This window comes from Brevundimonas vesicularis NBRC 12165 (assembly GCF_001592205.1).
Taxonomy (GTDB): Bacteria; Pseudomonadota; Alphaproteobacteria; order Caulobacterales; family Caulobacteraceae; genus Brevundimonas; species Brevundimonas vesicularis.
Window position 1 is genome coordinate 139,366 of the sequence record NZ_BCWM01000002.1, and the last position, 17,151, is coordinate 156,516.

Annotated in this window: 17 protein-coding genes; 11 read left to right on the forward strand and 6 right to left on the reverse strand. The window is 66.8% G+C overall.

All coding sequences use genetic code 11. From position 1 onward, the window contains the following. Nucleotides 1-3 precede the first annotated feature (3 nt). Nucleotides 4-1,866: a monovalent cation:proton antiporter-2 (CPA2) family protein gene (locus tag BVE01S_RS02270; protein WP_066623668.1), complete on the reverse strand. Its 1,863-nt coding sequence runs from the start codon at nt 1,864-1,866 to the stop codon at nt 4-6. A gap of 164 nt (nt 1,867-2,030) precedes the next feature. Here BVE01S_RS02270 and BVE01S_RS02275 point away from each other — a divergent pair, with 164 nt between their 5' ends. The 7 genes from BVE01S_RS02275 to BVE01S_RS02305 all read left to right on the forward strand — a co-directional run bounded on the left by BVE01S_RS02275 (nt 2,031) and on the right by BVE01S_RS02305 (nt 9,386). After that, entirely contained in the window at nt 2,031-3,827 is a 1,797-nt protein-coding gene (locus BVE01S_RS02275; RefSeq protein WP_066623670.1) for a vWA domain-containing protein, read from the forward strand. Between the two features lie 61 nt (nt 3,828-3,888). Next, on the forward strand, nt 3,889-4,296 hold the full coding sequence (locus BVE01S_RS02280) for a CBS domain-containing protein (protein ID WP_066623672.1): 408 nt from the start codon (nt 3,889-3,891) through the stop codon (nt 4,294-4,296). A 77-nt stretch (nt 4,297-4,373) separates the two neighbouring features. Further along, on the forward strand, nt 4,374-4,943 hold the full coding sequence (locus BVE01S_RS02285; protein WP_066624111.1) for a hypothetical protein: 570 nt from the start codon (nt 4,374-4,376) through the stop codon (nt 4,941-4,943). A 90-nt stretch (nt 4,944-5,033) separates the two neighbouring features. Continuing rightward, the gene (locus BVE01S_RS02290; RefSeq protein ID WP_066623675.1) at nt 5,034-7,418 is read left to right on the forward strand and encodes a PAS domain-containing sensor histidine kinase; all 2,385 of its coding nucleotides are present in this window, start codon (nt 5,034-5,036) and stop codon (nt 7,416-7,418) included. A 173-nt stretch (nt 7,419-7,591) separates the two neighbouring features. Then, nucleotides 7,592-7,891: an autorepressor SdpR family transcription factor gene (locus tag BVE01S_RS02295; protein ID WP_066623682.1), complete on the forward strand. Its 300-nt coding sequence runs from the start codon at nt 7,592-7,594 to the stop codon at nt 7,889-7,891. Between the two features lie 4 nt (nt 7,892-7,895). After that, a complete protein-coding gene (locus BVE01S_RS02300; protein WP_066623684.1) occupies nt 7,896-8,315 on the forward strand; it encodes a hypothetical protein in 420 nt (139 codons plus the stop codon). 78 nt (nt 8,316-8,393) lie between these two features. Then, nucleotides 8,394-9,386 carry a TraB/GumN family protein gene (locus BVE01S_RS02305; protein ID WP_157076414.1) on the forward strand — a complete coding sequence of 331 codons (993 nt, stop codon included), beginning with the start codon at nt 8,394-8,396 and terminating at the stop codon, nt 9,384-9,386. On the opposite strand, the gene BVE01S_RS02310 is transcribed toward BVE01S_RS02305, so the two are convergent. The 5 genes from BVE01S_RS02310 to BVE01S_RS02330 form a co-directional block, all read right to left on the reverse strand. Continuing rightward, nucleotides 9,383-10,579: an acetyl-CoA C-acyltransferase gene (locus BVE01S_RS02310; RefSeq protein WP_066623688.1), complete on the reverse strand. Its 1,197-nt coding sequence runs from the start codon at nt 10,577-10,579 to the stop codon at nt 9,383-9,385. The two genes, BVE01S_RS02305 and BVE01S_RS02310, sit on opposite strands and share 4 nt — an antisense overlap. 47 nt (nt 10,580-10,626) lie before the next feature. Further along, a complete protein-coding gene (locus tag BVE01S_RS17090; protein ID WP_084375245.1) occupies nt 10,627-11,598 on the reverse strand; it encodes a flavin reductase family protein in 972 nt (323 codons plus the stop codon). Between the two features lie 81 nt (nt 11,599-11,679). Beyond that, nucleotides 11,680-12,306, reverse strand: a complete 627-nt coding sequence (locus BVE01S_RS02320; protein ID WP_205678530.1) for a DUF1190 domain-containing protein — start codon at nt 12,304-12,306, stop codon at nt 11,680-11,682. 5 nt (nt 12,307-12,311) lie between these two features. After that, on the reverse strand, nt 12,312-12,725 hold the full coding sequence (locus BVE01S_RS02325; RefSeq protein WP_017506364.1) for a DUF350 domain-containing protein: 414 nt from the start codon (nt 12,723-12,725) through the stop codon (nt 12,312-12,314). 26 nt (nt 12,726-12,751) lie between these two features. Next, nucleotides 12,752-13,399, reverse strand: coding sequence for a YjfK family protein (locus BVE01S_RS02330; protein WP_066623695.1), 648 nt, complete (start codon nt 13,397-13,399; stop codon nt 12,752-12,754). A gap of 138 nt (nt 13,400-13,537) precedes the next feature. Here BVE01S_RS02330 and BVE01S_RS02335 point away from each other — a divergent pair, with 138 nt between their 5' ends. From BVE01S_RS02335 to BVE01S_RS02350, 4 genes are all read left to right on the forward strand, one after another. Continuing rightward, a complete protein-coding gene (locus BVE01S_RS02335) occupies nt 13,538-14,218 on the forward strand; it encodes a YjfI family protein (RefSeq protein WP_066623697.1) in 681 nt (226 codons plus the stop codon). A 16-nt stretch (nt 14,219-14,234) separates the two neighbouring features. After that, nucleotides 14,235-14,975 (forward strand): PspA/IM30 family protein, encoded by a 741-nt coding sequence (locus BVE01S_RS02340; protein ID WP_055752877.1) that lies wholly within the window; start codon nt 14,235-14,237, stop codon nt 14,973-14,975. A 3-nt stretch (nt 14,976-14,978) separates the two neighbouring features. Continuing rightward, nucleotides 14,979-16,145: a glutathionylspermidine synthase family protein gene (locus tag BVE01S_RS02345; protein ID WP_066623700.1), complete on the forward strand. Its 1,167-nt coding sequence runs from the start codon at nt 14,979-14,981 to the stop codon at nt 16,143-16,145. Between the two features lie 71 nt (nt 16,146-16,216). Continuing rightward, complete coding sequence (locus BVE01S_RS02350; RefSeq protein WP_066623702.1) at nt 16,217-17,095, forward strand: hypothetical protein; 879 nt, start codon at nt 16,217-16,219, stop codon at nt 17,093-17,095. Nucleotides 17,096-17,151 lie beyond the last annotated feature (56 nt).

The following is a 17,151-nucleotide window of genomic DNA, read 5'->3' on the forward strand; positions in this document are numbered from 1 at the left end:
GGATCAGGTGTCGGCGGGCTCGCGCCGCGTGTCCGGCGCGGCCGGGCCCGCCTCGTCCTCGTTCAGCAGACGGCCTTCGCGACGGGGCTTGATGTAGGGGGCGGGCTGGGGCGTCGGCATATTGCCGCGCATCAGCTGACGGCCGGCCTTGAGCCCGCCGGTCAGCTGCAGGTCCAGTCGGGCCTCGTCGCGACGGCGCACGTCGCCGATGGTCTCGGCCGCCTCGTGCTCGTCCAGGCCCAGTTCGACCAGGGCGCGCTCGCCGAACTTGAGCGCCGACTCGAAGGTCTCTCGGATCTGATAGTCCACGCCAGCCTGGATCAGGCGCATCGAATGCCCTCGGTCGAAGGCGCGGGCCATGATCCGGGTGGTGGGGAATTCCGACTTGACCAGTTCGACGATGCGGTCGGCGGCCTCGGGCTTGTCGACGCAGACCAGGACCATCTCGGCCTCCTCCGCGCCCGAAGCGCGCAGGGTGTGCAGTTGGGTGCCGTCGCCGTAATAGACCTTGAACCCGAACTGGGAGGCGGCCTGGATCATCTCCACGTCGTTCTCGATGATCGACACATCGACATCGCGGGCCAGCAGGGGTTGTGACACGACCTGGGCGAAACGGCCGAAGCCGATGATCAGCACCTGGCCGCGCAAGTCCTTGGCGAAGTCCACGCCCTCGGCGCTTTCCGCGTCCTGGACCGGCTTGGGCGACAGCCGTGCAATCAGCAGCGAGGTCAGGGGCGTCAGGGCCATCGACAGGATCACCACCGCCGACATCATCGCGCCGATGCGGGCGTCGAACAGGCCGGCGGCGACGGCGGTGCCGTACAGGACGAAGGCGAACTCGCCGCCTTGCGCGAACAGGCCCGCGCGCTCGACCGCCTCATGGTGCGAGGCCTTGAACAGGCGCGCGACGGCATAGATGCCCACGCCCTTGACCAGCATGAAGGCCACGACCCCGCCCAGCACCAGACGCCAGTCGGCGACGACCACCGACACGTCCAGCGACATGCCGACGCTGAGGAAGAACAGGCCCAAAAGGATGGCGCGGAACGGCTCGACGTCGGCCTCCAGCTGGTGGCGGAAGGTGGATTCCGACAGCAGGACCCCGGCCAGGAATGCGCCCATGGCCATGGACAGGCCGCCCAGCGACATGGCCCAGGCGGCGCCGACCACCACCAGCAAGGCCGCAGCCGTCATCACCTCGCGCCCGCCGTATTGGGCCAGGAGACGGAAGACGGGATTGACCAGATATTTGCCGGCCAGAAGCACACCGCCGACCGCTGCGACCGCGAAGCCGACGGTCTGCCACAGGGGCGGTGCCTGTTCGTTGGCCACGCCCAGCACCGAGGCCAGGACGGCGACGATCGCCAGCAGCGGCACGATGGCCAGATCCTCGAGCAGCAGGATGGAGACCGCGCGCTGGCCCGGCCCGCCCGCGATCTCGCCGCGCTCTTCCAGCATCTGCATGATGACGGCGGTGGACGACAGGACAAAGCCCATAGCGCCGACGAAGGCGACAGGTGCTGAGAAGCCCGCCAGCATGGCGGTCAGGGTCAGGATCAGGCCGCAGAACAGCACCTGGGCCGCGCCGAGGCCGAAGATTTCCTTGCGCAGTCCCCACAGACGTTTGGGCCGCATCTCCAGCCCGATGATGAACAGGAAGATGACCACGCCGAACTCGGCGACGTGCAGGATGGTCTCGGGCTCGCGGAACAGCTTCAGGCCGAAGGGACCGATGGCGAGGCCCGCCGCCAGATAGCCCAGCACCGACCCCAGGCCGATGCGCTTGAACACCGGCACGGCGAGCACGCCCGCGGCCAGCAGAGCGGCCGCCGCGCCCAGATCCAGTCCCGTCGTCGCCTCAGCCATAGCATCCCCCAAGCTTGGCCTCTATTGTGGAGGTCCTGGTCGGCGATTGCGAGAGGACACGAAAGACACGCTGAAAGATCATCGTGCGTCGAGGGGGATTTGGCGCCACAGTTTCGCCCCATGACGACCCGCGACTGGCGGCAACAAAACAACCGGAGGAAGCCATGTCACGCGTAATCAGGATCGCGACCCTGTCCGTTCTGAGCCTGTCGTTCGCCGCGCCGCCGGTCGCCGTGCCGAGCGTCGCCCTGGCCAAGCCGCTGGATGGCGAACCGACGCCGGCGGCGTGCCGACCGCTGGGGTTTGAGCTGGAAACGGAAACCGAGATGCAGGATCTCGTCGTGACGGGATCTCGCGTCCAAGGTCGCACGGCGACGACGCACGCGCCGCCTCCGCCTCCTCCTCCGGCTCCTCCCCCGCCGCCACCGCCTGCTTCATACGTCCCTCCGCCGCCCGCTGCGATGACAGGCAGCGTGGGCGTAACCGGGGTTCGGGTTTCGCCGATCACTCCGGCGCCCGCGCCCGTCGATACCGAACGCTATCCGGATGCGACGCCCAATCCGGTGAAGCGGACCAGCGATCAGCCGGTCTCGACCTTCTCCATCGACGTGGACACGGCGTCCTATTCGAATGTGAAGCGCTTCATTGACGAGGGTCGTGCGCCGCCCAAGGATGCGGTGCGGGTCGAGGAGCTGATCAACGCCTTCGACTATGATTATGCCCGCCCGACCAGCCAGACCCGGCCCTTCGCCATGACGACGGCGGTCGCGGCCTCGCCTTGGGCTGACGGGCGTCAGATCGTGCACATCGGCCTGCAAGGTTATGAACTGCCGGCGGGCGAGCAGCGGCCGTTGAACCTGACCTTTTTGGTCGATGTCTCCGGCTCGATGCGGAGCTCCGACAAGCTGGACCTGGCCAAGAAGGCGATGAACCTGGCCATCGACCGGCTGAGGCCGCAGGACATGCTGGCCGTCACCTATTACGCGGAAGGCGCCGGCACGACCTTGCAGCCCACGAAGGGCGACGAAAAGCTGAAGATGCGCTGTGCGGTCGCCAGCCTGAAGGCCTCGGGCGGCACGGCCGGGGCGACCGGCATGACCAACGCCTATGACCAGGCCCAGGCGAACTTCGCCCGCGACAAGGTCAATCGTATCCTGATGTTCACCGACGGCGACTTCAACGTCGGGGTGACCGACAACAAGCGGCTGGAAGACTATGTCGCCGAAAAGCGCGGGACGGGCATCTATCTGTCGGTCTATGGCTTCGGGCGCGGCAACTATCAGGACGCGCGGATGCAGACCATCGCGCAGGCGGGCAATGGGGTCGCGGCCTATGTCGGGGACCTGAGGGATGCGCGCCGGCTGTTCGGACCGGCCTTCGACAAGGGCGCCTTCCCCATCGCCGACGACGTCAAGATCCAGGTCGAGTTCAATCCCGCGCGCGTCGCCGAATGGCGGCTGATCGGCTATGAGACCCGGCTGCTGAACGAGGAAGACTTCAACAACGATCAGGTCGATGCGGGCGAGGTCGGATCCGGCGCCAGCGTCACGGCCCTGTACGAGATCACCCCCGTCGGCGGCCCGACCCAGGTTCCGGAAAGGCGCTATCCCGATAACCGTATCGGGGTCGGCGGCGGCGATCCGAACGGCGAGATCGGCTTTATCCAGGTGCGCTACAAACAGCCGGGCCAGAGCCGGTCGGAGCTGATCCAGCAGCCGCTGACCAACCGCGCGGGCGGGCCGGTCAGCGCCCAGCCGCCCGAAGCCACGCGCTGGGCGATCGCGGTCGCCGGGTTCGGTCAGAAGCTGCGGGGCGATCCGTGGATGACGGCCGACTATGGCTGGGATCGGATCATCGATCAGGCGCAAGGGGCCAGGGGCGAAGACCCCTATGGCGATCGGGCCGAGTTCGTTCAGTTGGTGCGGGCGGCCCAGGGCCTTCCCCCTATGCGGACGCCCTGACCGGAACCGCCACGCTCGCGGCGGGTTTTCCAGCGCAACGCTTCAACCAAGGAAACCCGCCATGAAAATCCGCGACGTGATGACCAAGGACGTGCATCTGGCCCGCCCCGCCGACACCATCCAGGACGTGGCCAGCCGCATGGCCAAGGGCGGCTTCGGCTTCGTGCCCGTGGCGGACGGCGATCAGCTGATCGGCACCATCACCGACCGCGACATCGTGGTGCGCGCCCTGGCGACGGGCGCCGCCTCGAGCGCCTCTGTGGTGGAGTTCATCACCCGCGATCCGCAGACGGTGCTGGACACCGACGACCTGAAGGTCGTGCTGGACCTGATGGGCGCCAGGCAGATCCGTCGCGCCCCGGTCGTGGACAAGCATGGCCGCGTGGTCGGCGTCGTGTCGCTGGGCGACCTGTCGACGCGCGTGAAGGAGAAATACGCCGGCGAGACGCTGGAAAGCATCTCGCGTTAAGACCTGCGTAACCGCGCCCCGACACCGGGCGTCAAGGATCGTCGTTCATGCTGTTCCTTCGAATATCGGAGGATGGCATGGCGCGCGCGCAGTTCCAGAAGGGTCAGAAGGTCTGGGTCGAGTGCGTCGGCGCCTGGGCCTTTATCGAACAGGTCCAGCCCGTCTGGGCCAAGGGGTTCGAAGAGCCCGTGCGCGTGACCTATGACGTCGGTCTGGGGCGCGAGTTCACTGCCAACGAACTGTTGCTGGCGACCGACGATCCGGCCTCGGATCAGGGCTTGGGCGACTGGCGGCTGCTGCGGGCACGCAACAAGTGGCAGCTACCCGAGGATTGCCTGCACCACCCCCACCCCGGCACCTATCCGGTCGTCGTTACCGATCGGGCGGACTGGGGCGGTTGGCGCGTGCCGGGCGCCGAATACGACCGCGATCCCCAGCATATCGAGTTTCAGGCCCGCCTGATCGCCGCCGCGCCCCAGCTTATGCGCCTGGCCCAGGATCTGGTGGATCTGGTCGCCGAGACGCCGGACGATGCGCCGCCGGCCGTCCTGACCCTGGCCCGACAGGCGCGCGATACGCTGCATGGGGTGACGCGTGTGCTGGAGCCCGCGCCCGACCGCCTGCTGTCGCCGGTCGCCGCCGCTTAAAAACCCGTTAAAAGCGCGCGCCGAGCCTCGACACGAATCCGCGACGCAGCCTAGATTCCCGCAACGAAGTGTTTGTCGGAGGGTCGGGGCTTGCGGGACGAGGAGCGGCGGGAAAATCGGTCGGGGCGTCGCGCCTCCGATCGCGCCGCCGGCGCGCCCGCCTGGTTGCGGATCGCCGTCCTGGTCCTGGCGCTGATCGCGGCCGCCTATGCCCTGATGGCGTCGCGCGAGTTCAGCCGGCCGACCCGCGAAATCAGCCGCCTGGAAGCCGAAAATCTGAAGCTGAGCGCCGAGTTGGTCGCCAGCCAGACCGCGGCGCTGATCCAGTCGGCCGATGCGGGCCTGGCCGCGGGTCGCACCGCCATTGTCGCCAAACGCGCCCCCATAGAGGTCGTGGAAACCGCGCAGGCCGCCGCGCCCAAGGTCGCCTTCACCCTGGTCGGTCCCGGCGAGACGGTGCAGGCCGCCAAGGGCGAAGGATCGGTCGCCGCCGGCCAGGCCAATGCCGACGGTCTGAGGCTGGAGGCGCGGATCGCGCCGGTCCTGCCGACAGGCGGCGAGACGCGGATCGTGTCGGCGGGCGGCGTGGTGCTGGCCTCGGCGCGCGCCGCCGAGATCGGCCAACCCATCCGCACCCTGATCGGCGTCGATGCCTCGGCCCTGGTCGACCAGGCCGAACCGCGCGCCGTGACGTTGGGGGGCCAGGCCGGCCTTGCTGCCGCCGCTCAGGCCCGGGCGGGCGGCCCGTATGTGGTCGCGATCTCGGAGGGGACGACCGCCTCCTTCTTCGACGACGCCTGGGTGGTGCTCGCGCCGCTGCTGCTGGGGGTCGGGGTCGTGGTTCTGTTCGTCCTCTACGGCCTGCGCCAGACGCGCCAGCACCGCGAACGGGTGGCGACCGAAAAGCGGTTCCGCATCGCCGTCGAAGCCGCGCGGTGCGGGGTGTGGGAGTGGGATCTGGCCAAGGGCGAGGTGTCGCTGTCGGACTATATGGCCGCGCTGCTGGGCTTTTCGCGCGGCGGTGTGACCGACGCCGAAGATGTGATCGGCCGCGTCCATCCCCGCTTTCAGGAAGATTTCCGCCACGCCCTGCGCCAGGCGGCGGCCTATGGCGCCTTTGAGATCACCTTCCCGGTGGCGGGACCGGACGGGCGGGCGCGGTGGATCGACGCGCGGGGCCAGGCGCGCGGCGAGCGCGGCGACATGGGCTTTTCCGCAATCCTGGGCGTCGCGCTGGACATCACCGAGGCCCGCCGCGCCAAGGCCGCCGCCCAGGCCGCCGAAAGCCGGCTGCGCGACGGGGTGGAGAGCATCTCCGAGGCCTTCGTCCTGTTTGATCGTCAGGGGCGGCTGATCCTGTGGAACCAGGCGTTCGAGGACGCCTTCGGCTTCGATCACGGCGTGGTGCGGCGTGGCGCCTTGAAGGACGAGCTGAACCGGATCGCCGGCCTGGCCATCAAGGCCGAGCATCGTCCGGCCAGCGGTCGTGCGGGCCTGCGCGAGGTTGAGCTGAACGACGGGCGCTGGCTGCAACTGTCCGAGCGGTTCACTTCCGAGGGCGGGTCGGTCGTCACCGCCGCCGACATCACCGCCATCAAACGCCAGGAGGCCGAGCGCCGCCGCGCCGCCGACGATCTGCGGGCCACCGTCGATCAGCTGGAGTCCAGCCAGGAGAAGCTGTCGCTGCTGGCGCGCAAATACGAGGTCGCCATGACCCGGGCCGAGGCCGCCAACCAAGCCAAGTCCGAGTTCCTGGCCAATATGAGCCACGAGCTGCGCACGCCGCTGAACGCCATCAACGGCTTCTCGGAGATCATGGCCAGCGAGCTGTTCGGGCCGCTGAACGAGAAATACAAGGGATACGCCGGCGACATCCTGAAGTCGGGCCAGCACCTGCTCAGCCTGATCAATGACGTCTTGGACATGGCCAAGATCGAGGCCGGCAAGATGACCCTGCACTATGAGCCGGTGTCCTTGCGCGAGGTGTGCGAGGACGCGGTGCGGCTGATGCGCGGCAAGGTGCAGGAGGCAGGCCTGAAGATCGCGGTCGAGGCCGGCGACCTGCCCGACATCGAGGCCGATCAGCGCGGCGTCAAACAGGTGATGCTGAACCTGATCTCCAACGCCGTGAAGTTCACGCCCGAGGGCGGCGCCATCGTCGTGTCGCTGAAACCCTTCGTCGGCGCCGAGGGCGAGGACCGCGTCCGCGTCGCCTGCGCCGACACCGGCATCGGCATCGCGCCCGAAGACCTGGTCCGCCTCGCCCGCCCGTTCGAACAGGTCGAGGGCCAGCATTCCAAGACCACCCAGGGCACCGGCCTGGGCCTGGCCTTAACCAAGTCGCTGATCGAAATGCACGGCGGCCAGCTGAGCATGGAAAGCCAGCCGGGTGTCGGCACGGTCGTCAGCTTCGACCTGCCGGTGAAACGCCCCGATCAGACGGTTCAGCCGATCCGGGCGGCGTTCGCGGCTTAGGGCGGTCGCCTGGCGCTAAGCTAGCCCAGGGAAGCGGTGTCGCTTTTCTGCCCATTGCGGACATGGCACCGTCAATCCTCGACAGCTGGTCTGAAGCAGACCGTTGGCAGCCAGAAAAATAGAAGCATGCGAGACCGCTTGACATAGTTCGATGATTAGCTAATCATTATCACATGAACGCGGTCTTCAAAGCTCTCGCCGATCCGACCCGCCGAAAGGTGCTGGAGATGCTTAGGCAGGGGCCGATGACGGCGGGCACTATTACGGACCAGTTCGACGTGTCCAAACCGACCATGTCGGCTCACTTCAACGTCCTCCGCGAGGCGGGGCTAATCGACGCCTTCAAAGAGGGCCGAAGCATTACCTATCGCCTACAGCTTTCGGTGCTGGAGGACGCCCTTCTTGCCTTCAGTCAACTCGTCGGGCTCGGTCTGAAGACCACCGCTGCGCCCTCTCGCATTGAGAAAGACTAATGACATGACCAACAACCGACTAATCGGGGCTGCCTTAGTCGCTGCCCTTGTGATGGGGGCTTCCTGGTTCTTGTCCTATGCGGGTGACGCGAAGATCTTGGACGGCGACATGTCAACGCGCGCGTTAATGGCAGCGTCGGGATTGGTCATCGCCATGCTGGGCAACGGTGTGCCCAAAGAGCTCAAGCGCCCACGTAACTCCCTTGAGGCCGAGCGCCGCATGCAAACAGGTCTTCGGCGGGTAGGTTGGATTATGATGCTCGCCGGCGTAGCTTTCGCCCTGACTTGGATCGTCGCGCCTCAAGGTGTCGCCACACCTCTGTCCATGTCGATCATGGCGATCGGCTTCATTCTAGCTCTCGCGACAATCATGCGTTGCAGAACGAGTCGATCAGACCGATCCGCAAAGATTTCGCACAACTAACTCCACATTTCGAAAACATCAGCCTCGTCGCCACGCTTCGTTAGGAGCGTGCTCGATCCCTCACGTCTGGACGCCATCATGCCTCGCCTTCATCGCCTCCGCCGCCAAATCCTGAAAACCATCCTTTTCGCCATGCTTGCCTCACCTGCCGCGGCATTGGCTGAAACACAGCCGAGCGGCCCGGCTCTATGGGCTGTTCAAGACGACGACACGACTGTTTACCTCTTCGGCACCATCCACTTCCTCAAGCCCAATTCCGACTGGCGTACCGATGAAGTGCGACGTGCTTGGGCTGCCTCGGACCGCTTGATCCTGGAGGTTGAAAATCCAGAGGATCAGGCTGCTGTAGCGCCACTAATACGACAGTTCGGGCTTTCCCCGGAAAGACCCCTTTCCTCCCTGTTGCCGCGTGAGGATCTTCAGAGGTTTAGAGCCGCAGCAACAGCCATGGGCGCCGACCCTATGCAGCTAGACGCCATGCGTCCCTGGTTGGCCGGTGTGATCCTGTCGTCCGCGAAGCTATCTTATGCTGGCTATGATGCTGCATCAGGCGTCGATGTAATCCTGCGAACTGAAGCACGCGAAGCCAATAAGCCAATTATGGGCTTGGAGACGCCCGAGCAGCAGATTGGGATGCTGTCGAGCTTCCCTGAGGCAGGCCAGCTCGCCTTCCTCACCAGCACAATCCGCGACTTCGACGCCGCACCCGTCGAACTCGAACAGTTAACCGAAGCATGGTCGAGCGGTGATACTGATGCCATTGCCGCAGTTACCCTCGAACCAATGAGGAAACAGAGCGAGAGCCTCTACCAGACGCTCATCGTGGAGCGGAACCGCCGCTGGGCGGCACAGATCACGGCTCTTCTCGACACTCCCGGAGTGGCCTTCGTCGCAGTAGGCGCCCTTCACCTTTCCGGAGAGGACGGTGTGCCAGAAATGCTGAGGGCTTCGGGCATTCGCGTGATCCGGCTTCCTCAAGCAGAGGGACTAGCGAGAGGATGGCGAACGTCTGCTTTCCACCCAATGCGGACGCCTGCAAAGTCCGCTGAGGAGGCCCGCAGGACGCCCTAAACCAACTCCACGCCCATCGCCGTGGCTTCGCCGCCGCCGATGCAGAGGGCGGCCATGCCGCGGGTCTTGCCGTGGGCTTTCATGGCGGACAGAAGGGTGGTCAGGACGCGTGCTCCTGAAGCTCCAAGCGGGTGGCCCAGGGCGCAGGCGCCGCCGTTGACGTTGATCTTGTCGTGGGGGATGCCGAGTTCCTGCATGGCGATCATCGGCACGATGGCGAAGGCCTCGTTGACCTCCCACAGATCCACGTCGTCGGCGCTCCAGCCCGCCTTCTTCAGCGCCTTTTGCAGGGCGAAAACCGGGGCGGTGGTGAACAGGTGCGGTTCATGGGCGTGGGCGGCCTGGCTAACCACGCGGGCGACCGGCGTCAGGCCCAAGGCCTGGGCCGTCGACTGGCGCATCATGACCAGGGCGGCGGCGCCGTCCGAGATCGAGGCTGCGGAAGCCGCGGTGATGGTGCCGTCCTTGCCGAAGGCGGGCTTCAGATTGGGGATCTTGGACGGGTCGGACCGGGTCGGCTGTTCGTCGCGATCGATAGTGACGGGGCCTTTTCGGGTCTTGACCTCGACCGAGGCGATCTCGGCGTCGAAGGCGCCCGTTTCCTGGGCGCGCTTGGCCCGGCCGGCGCTTTCGATGGCGTAGGCGTCCTGCTGCTCGCGGGTGAACTGATAGGCCTTGGCCGTGTCCTCGGCGAACTGGCCCATCAGCTTGCCGGGGGTGTAGGCGTCCTCCAGCCCGTCCAGATACATGCTGTCGGAAATGACGTCGTGACCGATGCGCGCGCCGCCCCGGTGCTTTTGCATCAGATACGGGGCGTTGGTCATGGACTCCATGCCGCCCGCCACGATCACGTCGGCCGAACCGGCAGCCAGCGCATCGTGCGCGATCATGGCCGCCTGCATTCCCGAGCCGCACATCTTGTTGATGGTGGTCGCCTCGGTCGAGGTGGGCAGGCCTGCGCCCATGCCCGCCTGACGCGCCGGCGCCTGGCCCAGGCCCGCAGGCAGGACGCAGCCCATGATGATCTGCTCGACCTTCTGCGGATCCAGGCCCGCGCGGTCCAGCGCCGCCTTGACGGCCACAGCGCCCAGGTCAGTGGACTTGGCGTCGGACAGCGCGCCCTGGAAACCGCCCATCGGGGTGCGGGCGTAGGAGACGATGACGACGGGATCGGCGGACGTGGTCGCGGACATGGGGACGGCTTCCTCTATTTCGGGCGAGAGATAGCGATCCCGGCCGGTCAGGAAAAGTGCAGCCGCCGATACTTGCCTCGGAAATAGAGCAACGGATCGCGGCGCGGCTCGAACCGGGCGCGCCGGACCCGGCCGATGATGACCAGGTGATCGCCGGCCTCGACGATCTGTTCGGTTCCGCATTCGAAACTGGCCAGGGCGCCCGACAGGATGGGCGCGCCGGTGTCCCATGTCTCCCACGCCACGTCCTGGAACCGGTCGGCCTGGGACCGGGCGAAGACGCCCGAGGTCGGCTGCTGGCCGATATGAAGGACGTTGATGGCGAAATGCTCGGCCCGGCGGAAACGGTCGACATTTGTGGACGAACGGGCCAGGCAGAACAGGATCAGCGGCGGATCCAGCGACACCGAGGAGAAGGAGTTGGCGGTCAGGCCGACGGGCTGTCCGGCCTCGTCCAGAGTCGTGACCACCGTGACCCCGGTGGCGAAACAGCCCAGGGCGTCGCGCAGGGTGCGGGGGTCCGAGCCGGCCTGGTAATACAGGGCGTCGCGCGGGGCGTGGCGTTCGAGGAAGCCCAAGAGGGCGGCGTTCTCGGCCTCGACCGCGTCGGGCGCCTCGGCGTGCGCGATCGTCTGGACCGGGACGCCGGCCAGTTGCGCCTCAAGCTCGGGCGAGACGGCCCCCTGCCCTTCGGCGACGACCGCCAGACAGCTAGCCAGGGCCGGGCCGGTGACGGAAAGCGCAGGGATGACGGCCGCCAGCGTCGTGTCGGAACAGATGATGGCCGGGCGAGAGGGAAGTTCGGTCAGCACTCGGCGCAAGGCGGTGGAGCCGTCGTCCGTCTCGTCGAAGTCGGCCGTCAGGATGACGTGGCGGCCGGCCTCGACCAGCGCGCGCACCGATCGGCGCCAGTCCCCGGACAGACGCTCGGGCGCGCCGATCAGCAGGATGATCGGATCCTCGGGGTCGCCCCAGCTTTCGACGTCCAGGCCTCCGTGCGGGGGCGGCGATGCGGTCATGAGGCGGGGCGGTCCAGTCTGTCGTGAAGCGTAGGCGCGATCCCTATTAGGGGAAGACCGGCGCCCGGCGCCAGAACTGTATCAGCCGCCGTAACCTCGGCCGCCGCCGCCGAAGCCGCCGCGCGAGACGACGGTGGTGCGGCTCTGCACCCGCGTCGGGGCCTGACGGGCGACGTCGCCGTGCTCGCGCGCATTGGTCAGGGTCTTGCCGGTGCGATAGTCGCGGTAGGCGTAGCCGCCGCCGTAGCCATTCGACAACCGCCCCTCGCGGTCGCGATACAGTGGTCCGCCGCCGCGATAACCGCCGCCGTTCAGTAGCTGGCCGACGATGAAGCCGGTCAGCAGCGGGCTGAAGAAGGAGCCGCCGTTGTTGTTCGGCTGGCACTGCGACGGTCCCCACTGGCCCTCGCACTCCTCGCGGGTGGCGTAGCGCGGCGCGGTCCTGGCGGCCTCCTGCTGAGCCTTGGCCAAGGCGGCGTCGCATTCGTTGTCGGGAATGTCGTTGGCGGCCTTGCATTCGTCCAGCGACTGATAGGCCAGGGTCGGTTCGGGCTCGGGCGCCGGCACGCGCTGGGGCGAGCCGCAGGCGGCCAGCGAGAAGCTGGCGGTCGCCATCAGGCTGCTGACGTGCAGGACGCGCGAGCGCTTCAGCCGGCGCATGGTGTCGGTCTTGGCCAGGTTCTGGGGCAGGTCTTTGGGGTCGGTCATGGCGGTCACGACGTCATGCAGGCGGCGTTGAGCAGGCCGACGCAGATGGAGATGGAGGCCAGATAGACGGCCGCGGCGATCTCGCCCGCCTCGATGCGGACGACCAGATTGCGGAAGGCCATGCGGCTGATGGCGACGAAGACGACGATCTGGATCACGCCGGCCAGCAGAGCCCAGGCTGCGAACTCCATCAGGCTGACGGTGTGCGACAGGGCCGAGGCCAGAGGCAGGACATAGCCGATCAGGGCGCCGCCGAGCGCAATGGCGGCGGCCGTGTTCCCCTCACGGATCAGTGTATGTTCATGATAGGGCGTGACCCACTGGTAGATCAGCTTGAAGGCCAGGGTGAAGGCGCCCGCCATGGCGAAGGCGATCAGGAAGGCGATCGCCCCCTGCTGAAAAATGAACCAGTCGAACATCGGTCTTGCCCCCTCGGTTTGCGCGCTCAGGCGCGGAACTCGGCCATTTCCAGCGGAATGCCGATCATGATTTCGTGCGTGGTGTCGCCGCCCTCGGGCTGCTGCTCCAGAGCCAGCATCAGTTCGCGCCCGCCACCCAGTTCGCGCGCATACAGCATGCAGGTCTGGAAGATTTTCGCATAGGGCGTGGTCGCGGCGCGATCGTCCCAGATCGTTTCCCACAGGGTGACGGGCGGCTGGATGGCGTCGCTCTCGGCGAACCAGAAGCGGGGATAGTCGGGCAACTCTTCGGCCGCGCCTTGGAAGACCGGCGCCGACAGGCGGTCGCGCCAGATGCGGCGTTCGCGCTCGCCCGGCGGATAGGCCGAGGTCCAGGGCACGAACAGACTGAAGTCATAAGATTCTAGCCCCGCCTCGTCGTCGCTCATGGCCTGAAGCATGACGTGGTCGTCGGTGTAGAAGCGATGCACGAACTGACCGCTGTCCAGGCTGACCAACCCCTGCGCCGATATGTCCAGCACGTCGCGATCCAGGGTGAAATGGGTCTCGTCGCCCAGCCGGCGCCAAGCCAGCGGATCCAGCGACACGGTGCGGCCCACGGTGATGTTGCGCACCGTCGCCAACCGATTGGCGGGCGCGACCTTCTCCGACGATCCGAAAAGCTTCTTGAACATGGGCGACTATCTAGGCCCGATGCGCGCCGACGGCGAGCGAACAGAAGCGATGCGACCGAATGAGGCGGTTCATGGCGCGACATTCCGTCCGATCTTGCGTCAAGTCAAGCGTTCATGTTACGCGTTTCATGTAACGATATGCCGACCGACACATCGCCCTCTTCCGCCGCCAACGACCGCATCCGTGCGTGGCGACAGGCGCGTCGTGAGGCGGGCCTGGTCAAGCTGGAGCTTTGGGTGCCGGCCGCCGCTCGCGACGACGTCAAGGCGGCCGTGCGCGCCATCGTCACCGATTCAACGCGCGGGCCGCAGCTTGCGGGGCGCTCGCGCCGCCCCACTTCCGATTCCATCACCTCTGGAGACGACCATCAAATGGACGCCGTGATCGAGACCCCCTGGACCGTGCCCGCCATCAAGGCGGCGCTGGACGGCTCAACCCTGCTGCGTGACGGCGAAATGACCCTGCGCGTGGTCGAGGGCGCCGAGCCGGTGCTGCTGGCGACCATGCACGAATACGGCGACCTGCCGGTCTATCTGAGCGTCGGCGGCGCCCAGATCGTCTGCTCGGTCCTGTTGTGGCCCGTCGCCGAGCAAAAGGATCGCCACGCCTTCAACGAGTTTCTGCTGAAGGCCCAGCGCGTGGTGCCCCTGTCCAACTTCGCCATCACCAATGTCGGTGGCGAAGACGTGTACGAGCTGATGGGCGAACTCTCTTGCAAGACGACGCTTCAGACCATCCTGATCGAACTGCGCACCCTGGCCGAGAATGCGATCGACGCCACCGAACTGCGTGAAACCTTCGGCGCCGACGCCGCCTGATCCCGGAAGACCGACCATGTCCATGCTCAGAAAACTGTCCGCCCTGTTCCGCGGCTCGGCCCACGATGCGGCCCAGGGCGTCGTCGACGCCAATGCGCTGAAGATCCTCGATCAGGAAATCCGCGACGCCGACAACGCCCAGGGCAAGGCCCGCGATGACCTGGCCGGCCTGGTGGCGCGCCGCCGCATGGCCGAAAACGAACTTGCATCGTTCAGGGACCAGATCGCCAAATACGAAAGCTCGGCCCGCACCGCCCTGGGCCAGGGCAAGACCGACCTGGCGCGCGAAGTCGCCGGCCGCATCGCCGAGCTGGAGGTCGAGATCACCAGCCGCGGTCCGCTGATCGAGGACATGAAGACGGCCGAGACGCGCCTGCGCACAGCCATCGCTTCGACCGACCAGAAGATCGAGACGCTTCGTCGCGAGATCGACATCGTCAAGGTCAACGATTCCGTCCAGAAGGCCCAGACGTCGGTCGCCCTGAACTCGGCCGGCGCCCAGTCGCGCATCGGCTCGGCGGCGGACAGCCTGCAACGCATCAAACAGCGCCAGGCGATCCAGGAAGAGAAGCTGAACGCCAGCCAGGCGCTGGAAGATCGTCGCACAGGCGCGGACTTGGACGCCAAGCTGCGCGAGGCCGGCATCCTGCCAGGACATTCCTCGGCCGACGACGTCCTGGCCCGTCTTAGCCAGCCGGAGGTGACGGTCGTCACGCCGCGCATCGGCCAGTCCACGCCTGACAAAGACCCGGCCTGATCCATGGAGCGTCTGCGCTTCGATCCCCGCACCGACTGGGACGCCAAGGCTGAGGAACTCGGTTTCACCTGGCGCCATACCGACGGCAAACCCTATTGGGACGAGACGGCGGCCTATGCCTTTTCGCTGGCCGAGATCGAGGACGGGATCGAGGCGCCGACCGAGGAACTGCACGGCCTGTGCCTGGAGCTGGTCAACGAGGCCGTCCAGTCCGAGCGGCTGATGGAACAACTCGATATTCCCGAGACCATGCGGGACTATGTCGCCGACAGCTGGAAGCGGGGCGACCCGTCCCTCTACGGCCGGTTCGACTTCGCCTATGACGGCACGGGGCCGGCCAAGCTGTATGAATACAACGCCGACACTCCGACCAGCATCTATGAGACGGCGGTGTTTCAGTGGCTGTGGCTGGAGGACCAGATCAAGGCCGGCGCCCTGCCCGCCGATGCGGATCAGTTCAACAGCCTGCATGAGAAGCTGGTCGAGCGGTTCCGCGCCATCTTCCCGAACGGCGGCTTCGTGCATTTCGCCTCGGACGCCGATTTCGTCGAGGATCGCCAGACGGTGCGCTTCCTGGAAGACCTGGCGCAGCAGGCCGGACTGGAGCCCCAGTTCGTCGCCATCGACCAGATCGGGCTGAACGCCGACGGCCGGTTCGTGGACCACGAGAACTGGATCATCCAGGCGATGTTCAAGCTCTATCCGTGGGAGCAGATGCTGCGCGACGACTACGCCGCGCCCCTGCCGACGGCGGACGTGACCGTGCTGGAGCCGGCGTGGAAGAGCATCCTGTCCAACAAGGCCATCCTGCCGCTGTTGTGGGAGCGGCATGCGGGCCACCCCAACCTTCTGGAAAGCTATTTCGAGGGCGATCCGGCCGAGGCGGCGCTGGGCTCGTCCTATGTGCGCAAGCCGTTGTTCTCGCGCGAGGGCGACAATGTCGAACTGATCGACCGGGGCGTCAGCGCCGCAGAGGTGGTGGACGGCGGCTATGGCGAGGGGCGCTACATCCGCCAGGCGCTGTGCGATCCGCCCCTGTTCGACGGCAATCATGTGATCGTCGGGTCGTGGGTCGTGGGAACGGAGCCGGCGGGCATCAGCCTGCGCGAGGACACGGGCCGCATCACGAGGAATACCTCGCGCTTCGTGCCGCACTTCATCCGCGACTGAGGCGCCGGCAGGCAACCAAGCCGGACGACCGTCGTTTTGTCGGCTGACATCAACCGACAAGAAGCCTCCCCATGCGCAACGTCCGCCTCGCCCTGATCGCCACCACCGCCCTGACCCTCGCGGGCGGCGCGGCAGTCGCCCAGACGCAATATCCTTCGACGACCCAGGATCGGCTGGGCGCAGTCGTGGGCGCCCTGTTCGGCGATCGTCTGGGCCTGTCGGCCATGGATCAGGCCTGGCTGCGCGGCGGCCGACCGCTGCGTGACGGCCAGAGCCAGTTCTCGACCCGCGTGGACGCCAGCGTGCGCGCCGGAAGCGTCTCCGCCTCGGCCGCGACCCGGCTTCGCGCCGACTATTCGGCCTTGGTCGATCTGGAGAACCAATATGCCGTCGGCGGCATCTCGGCCCAGGAACGCGCCGATCTGAACGCCCGCTACACCGCCCTGACCCAGACGCTGGAAGCCGGCGCCTCGGGCTATGCCGACATGGACACCGTCGCCCAGGGCCGTGCGGAATTCGATACCCGCGTCAACGCCGCCGTGACCGCGCGCCGCATCACCCGCACAGAGGCGACGCGCCTGAAGTCCGACTATCAGGCCCTGATCCAGCTAGAGAGCCGCTACAGCGCCGATGGCTCTATCAGCGCCAGCGAGCGCGCCGATCTGGACGCCCGTCTAGACGCCCTGGACCTGCGGGTCGGCGACGGCCCGGCCGGACAAACGCCGTCCGCCAACCTGCCCGCCCGCACCCGTCTGGCGAACCTGGAAACCGCCCTGACCGCCGCCGAACGCACGGGCGCCGTCAGCCGCACCGAGGCCGCCGACATCCGCGTCGAGGCCGGCGATCTCACTCGCCTGGACGCCGCCTATAGCCGCACCAGTTCCTCGTCCGACGACACGACCTACCTGAGCCGCCGCATCGCCGAACTGGAACTGCGCGTCCGTCGCTAGGCCTGACAACACAAGACATCCTGCATAGGCCGAAGGGATCTCCTTTCGGCCTATGC